Annotated in this window: 5 protein-coding genes; 1 reads left to right on the top strand and 4 read right to left on the bottom strand. The window is 49.4% G+C overall.

Annotated elements, in window-relative coordinates; genetic code table 11:
- The first annotated feature begins 218 nt into the window (after window positions 1-218).
- Entirely contained in the window at window positions 219-356 is a 138-nt protein-coding gene (locus ACH2BK_RS09930) for a hypothetical protein (RefSeq protein ID WP_395003789.1), read from the top strand.
- Between the two features lie 31 nt (window positions 357-387).
- Here the strand turns inward: ACH2BK_RS09930 and ACH2BK_RS09925 are convergent, their stop codons facing one another.
- The 4 genes from ACH2BK_RS09925 to pyrH form a co-directional block, all read right to left on the bottom strand.
- Window positions 388-786, bottom strand: a complete 399-nt coding sequence (locus ACH2BK_RS09925) for a hypothetical protein (protein ID WP_395003787.1) — start codon at window positions 784-786, stop codon at window positions 388-390.
- A gap of 68 nt (window positions 787-854) precedes the next feature.
- Complete coding sequence (guaB, locus tag ACH2BK_RS09920) at window positions 855-2,300, bottom strand: IMP dehydrogenase (RefSeq protein WP_394997849.1); 1,446 nt, start codon at window positions 2,298-2,300, stop codon at window positions 855-857.
- 21 nt (window positions 2,301-2,321) lie between these two features.
- A complete protein-coding gene (gene gatA, locus ACH2BK_RS09915) occupies window positions 2,322-3,680 on the bottom strand; it encodes an Asp-tRNA(Asn)/Glu-tRNA(Gln) amidotransferase subunit GatA (protein ID WP_395003785.1) in 1,359 nt (452 codons plus the stop codon).
- An 81-nt stretch (window positions 3,681-3,761) separates the two neighbouring features.
- Entirely contained in the window at window positions 3,762-4,472 is a 711-nt protein-coding gene (pyrH, locus tag ACH2BK_RS09910) for a UMP kinase (protein WP_394997853.1), read from the bottom strand.
- Window positions 4,473-4,629: the final 157 nt, after the last annotated feature.

The raw sequence follows: 4,629 nt of genomic DNA, 5'->3' as shown, positions 1-4,629 counted from the left end.
AAGCTTTTTAACAAAGGATTTTATAAGAAAACTCGAGCCATTTTTCAACACTCGTGCCATAGGGAGTGGGTGTGCTAGAGTTTGGTTGGAAGTATTGAGTCTGCGCTAGATTCTGTGTGTTTTAGAGCCCGCTTTGTTTGGGGCTTGATTGTGTGTTTGTGAATCTATTGGGCTAGATTCTGTAAATGCCTTGAGATTCTGCGCTCCCTAGATTCTGTATGCGAGAATCTAGGGGGAATTGCGTAGATTCTGTGCCTCCTAGATTCTGTATTTTTTCATTTTTGAGAATCCCTTTAGATTCTATGTTGCTTAGATTCTGTGTGTTTGATAAAGGTGCTCCGGACGGGATATTTTGATTGGATTTTTGCTCCGCAAAAATGGCAGAATCTAAAGATTTAGAATCTTTAGATTCTGCTTAGGCCTCGTGCTATCGCACGCACTATTTACATTTGGCAAAGCCTCGCTAGGATTTTTTGGTGTTGTGGATTGTGCGATTGTTTTAGAATCTGAATCTGAAGTATCAAACATAGAATCTATGCCTACGCTAGATTCTGAATCTACTTGAGATTCTGTATTTTCTCTACATTCTGCGCTTGGCTCTGCCTCGCTTGGTGTGGATTCTGTAGGGTTGCTATTGCAAGCAAAAAAATTAGTATTGTGCAAGTATGGGTCGGTTACTGTCGCAACAGACGCGGTGTGGCTGTGTAAGTTTTGAAAAATTTGGGGAAGGTTAGCGGACTTGGCGTCCGTGCCTTCCGAAAAATCCACAACCTTATCGCATTGCATACCCGCTCTGCTGATGTGAGCGCAGCGAAACGAAAAAAGAGCCGTTTTCCCTGCACACGAGTCGATTCTTACCCGTGATAGTTTGGCGCCTCTTTGGTGATGATAACATCATGGACGTGGGATTCTCTAAGTCCTGCCGAGGTGATCTCTACAAACTCCGCCTTCTCCCACAGCTCGGCGATATTTTTGCTTCCTAGGTAGCCCATACACGAGCTCAACCCCCCCGTGAGCTGATGCACGACATCACTAATCTTGCCACGATATGGCACGCGCCCCTCTATCCCCTCGGGCACAAGTTTTTCTTGAGCAGTGCCCTCTTGGAAATACCTATCCGCACTGCCGCGCGTCATCGCCCCGATACTTCCCATACCGCGATAGCTCTTGTATTGGCGTCCTTGGTAAATCATCAAATCCCCGGGCGATTCTTCTGTGCCTGCGAGCAGTGAGCCTATCATCACGCTTGACGCTCCTACCGCTAGGGCTTTGGCGATATCGCCAGAGTATTTTATGCCCCCATCGGCGATGATGGGCACGCCATAGCCTTTGGCAGCCTGCGAGCAGAGATCCACTGCCGAGACTTGCGGCATACCCACGCCCGCGACGATCCGCGTCGTGCAGATGCTGCCCGGTCCTATCCCTACCTTAATCCCATCGGCTCCTGCCTCTATGAGATCTCTCGTGGCTTGGGGCGTTACGACATTGCCCACGATCACATCTACGCTTAGCTTTGCCTTAATGTCTCTAAGCGTCTTGAGGACATTTGCCGAGTGCCCATGCGCAGAATCTAGCACGATCACATCCACTCCCGCCTCGACTAAGCCCTGCGCCCTCTCTAGTCCAAACACTCCCACAGCCGCTCCCACGCGCAACCGCCCGAAATCGTCCTTGTTGGAGTTGGGATACTCGATACGCTTTTGAATGTCTTTAATCGTGATGAGCCCCTTTAGGATCTCGTCCTTATCGACTATGGGGAGCTTTTCTATCCTGTTTTTGTGCATAATCTCGCGCGCCTGCTCCAAAGTCGTCCCCACATCTGCAGTGATAAGCGGGGCTTTAGTCATCACATCGCCCACTTTTTTGTGCAAATCGGTTTCAAAGCGCACATCGCGGTTTGTGAGGATACCAATAAGCTTGCCATAATGATCCACCACGGGCACGCCAGAGATTTTGTAATTATCCGTGATTGCCTTGGCTTCTGCGAGGGTGGCGTCTGCTAGGATATAGATAGGATCGACGATTACGCCGCTTTCACTTTTTTTGACTTTTTTTATCTGATCGACTTGGGATTGTATGTCCATATTTTTGTGAATGATCCCAATCCCCCCAAGGCGCGCCATCGTGATTGCTGCGCGGTATTCTGTCACCGTATCCATCGCAGCGGAAACAAGCGGGATATTAAGCGGGATATTTTTGGTGAGCTTAGTCTGCAAACTGACTTCTTTAGGCAGGACTTCTGAATACGCAGGGACAAGCAATATATCTTCAAATGTGAGGGCTTTTTGCAAGATTTTCATACCAACTCCTTTAGTGCTAGATTATGCGTTGCCAAGCTCTTTTTCTAAGCCATAGGCGATATTGAGGATAGTCTGCTCCTCGCAGTGATTGCCGATAAACTGCATACCCGTAGGCAAGCCCGTGAGGTGGGAGAGAGAATCTGAGGGCACGCAAATCGCGGGCAGTCCGGCGAGATTGACGCCGATTGTGTAAATATCGCTGAGATACATCTCTAGCGGCGAGGCGGACGCGCCAAACTTAGGCGCGAGGCTTGGCGCGATGGGTGCTAAAATCACATCACAAGACATAAAGAGATCGCTATATTGGGCTTTGATGAGCTCGCGCACCTTTTGGGCTTTGAGATAATACGCGTCATAATACCCGCTGCTAAGCACGAAATTCCCTAGCATTATCCTGCGCTTAACCTCATCGCCAAAGCCCTGCGTGCGAGTGTGTAGATACAAATCGCCAAGGGTTTTAGAATCTAGCGCGCGATTGCCATAGCGCACGCCATCAAAGCGCGCGAGGTTGGAGCTAGCCTCGGCAGTGCAGATGATATAATACGCCGAGATATGATAGCTTGTATCTAGCATACTTTGCTCGACTATGGTATGCCCCATAGATTCTAGGAGCTTTATTGTCTGCTCGTAGCGCGTCTGTGTCTGTGAATCTGCGTGTGTGAGCCACTCGCGCAAGACTCCGACTTTGTAGCGCACATTGCTATCGAGGTTGGCAAAGGTATTGGTAGCTGGGAGTTGCAAGGAAGTAGAATCTTTAGCATCATAGCCGCTTATGGCATCAAGCAGGAGGCTTGCGTCCTCGACATTTTGGGTGATAGGTCCGATTTGATCGAGGCTCGAGCTATAGGCGATGAGCCCGTAGCGACTCACCCTGCCATAGGTTGGCTTGAGCCCCACACAGCCACAAAAGCCCGCTGGCTGCCTGATAGAGCCGCCCGTATCGCTCCCTAGCGATGCCACTGCCAATCCCCCCGCCACCGCAGCCGCGCTCCCGCCGCTACTGCCCCCGGGCACGCGGGAAGTATCGCGCGGATTTTTGGTGCGTCCATAGCAGCTAGATTCTGTCGTGCTGCCCATTGCGAACTCATCCATATTGGCGCGCCCAAACGCAGCCATACCATTGCTATGAAGATTTTCGATTACACTTGCGTTGTATGGGGCTTTGTAGCCTTGTAAAATCCTAGAAGCGCAGGTAACCTCCCAACCTTTGACATTGATATTGTCTTTGATTAGGATTGGCACGCCCTCATCACTTGAGGAGTGAATCTCGCCTATGTAGGCGTTTAGCTCCATATTTTCCTTGGCTTTTTGCTTGATGCGTTGTCGCAATTCCTCGAGTTCTTGGGGCTTGAGATTGAGTGCTTGTTTTAGTGTTATCATAAAAACCTCGAAACAACTTGTGGGGATTTTGTGCGCGCCATTATAGTGATTTTAAGCTTAAAGCGCACTCACGCCCCACCATCACTTCACAATCGAATACACACCCCTATTGTGTTGTAAAATCTCGAGGAGATTCCCACTTTTAAACATATTACAAATAAGAATGGGGAGTTTGTTTTCTTTAGCAAGAGCGATGGCGGTATCATCCATCACTTTGATATGATCGCGCAGGGCTTCATCATAGCTCACAGATTCTAGCATTTTAGCATCGGGGTATTTTTTGGGATCTTTGTCATACACGCCATCGACTTTGGTTGCCTTGACGATGGCATCTGCCTCGATCTCCACCGCGCGCAGGGTAGCCGCGCTATCGGTGGTAAAAAACGGATTGCCCGTGCCCGCAGCAAAGATCACAACCCGCCCCTTTTGCAAATGCCGAATGGCTCGGCGATAGATATAGCTCTCACACACTTCTTGTATCTCAATCGCGCTTTGCACGCGCACATCTACGCCCAAATGCTCGAGTGCTTCTTGCACCGCCACGGCGTTAATCACGGTGGCAAGCATACCCATATAATCCCCGCTTGTGCGGCGGATAATCCCGCCTTGTGCGGCACTCACGCCGCGTATGATATTGCCCCCGCCAATCACCAAACCTATCTCAAATCCCGCGTTTTTGAGCGCCTCAATCTCCTTGGCTATGTATTCCAAAACCCCCACATCAATCCCAAATCCGCTCTCCCCGCTCAATGCCTCGCCCGAAAATTTAATCAACACGCGTTTAATCTGCATATCCTCTCCTTAATTAATTAGATTCTATAATATTTAATGCAAGTTTTTGCTAAAGCAAAAACTTGGTATCGCTCGCGGAGAGTGAATCTCCGCTCGCTCCGCTGCGCGTTCATACACTGCGTTTTTTAGCAAGTTTATAGAATCTCTTAGTGCCGCC

The organism is uncultured Helicobacter sp. (genome assembly GCF_949282165.1).
Taxonomy (GTDB): domain Bacteria; phylum Campylobacterota; class Campylobacteria; order Campylobacterales; family Helicobacteraceae; genus Helicobacter_F.
Note: the sequence above shows the minus strand (reverse complement) of the source record. Positions and strands in the feature narration are given on the sequence as shown.